A 643-nucleotide genomic window follows, 5' to 3' on the forward strand; every position below is an offset into this window, starting at 1 on the left:
TTGCTCTAAAAAGGCAAATGTTTTATTAATTTTGTTAATAGAACCAATTTTGTTTAATGGTAAACGTACAATTCTAGACTGTTCAGCTAATGCTTGAAGAATAGATTGACGAATCCACCATACGGCATATGAAATGAATTTGAAACCACGTGTTTCATCAAAACGTTGTGCCGCTTTAATTAGGCCTAAGTTACCTTCATTAATTAAATCTGGTAAAGTTAAACCTTGGTTTTGGTATTGTTTTGCTACAGATACCACAAAACGTAAGTTAGCTTTTGTTAATTTTTCTAAAGCTACTTGATCTCCAGCTTTAATGCGTTGTGCTAACTCAACTTCTTCGTCGGCAGTAATAAGGTCTACCTTACCAATTTCCTGTAAATATTTATCTAACGAAGCGGTTTCTCTATTGGTAACCTGTTTCGTAATTTTAAGTTGTCTCATTTAAAAGTCTCCTGTAATTTAATTGTGAATATATAGGGCATTCAGTGGTTATACGTAAATAAGTCGGTTTTTGTTACAAAAAGTTTCAAATTATTTTTAACCGTCTGTATTTTAGACACTAAACCTTGTGAAAAGTCACAATTAAAATACGTTATAAAACTTTACAGCTACTATTAATTAGTTAATTTTGGTTGTAATGTAA

1 protein-coding gene is annotated in these 643 nt (G+C 30.9%); it reads right to left on the reverse strand.

Going from position 1 to position 643, the window contains the following annotated elements:
- A partial coding sequence (locus tag FUA24_RS04955) for a sigma-70 family RNA polymerase sigma factor (RefSeq protein WP_148540281.1) occupies positions 1–441 on the reverse strand: 441 nt, incomplete at its 3' end.
- Between the last annotated feature and the right edge of the window lie 202 nt (positions 442–643).

It is taken from the genome of Seonamhaeicola marinus (assembly GCF_008085455.1).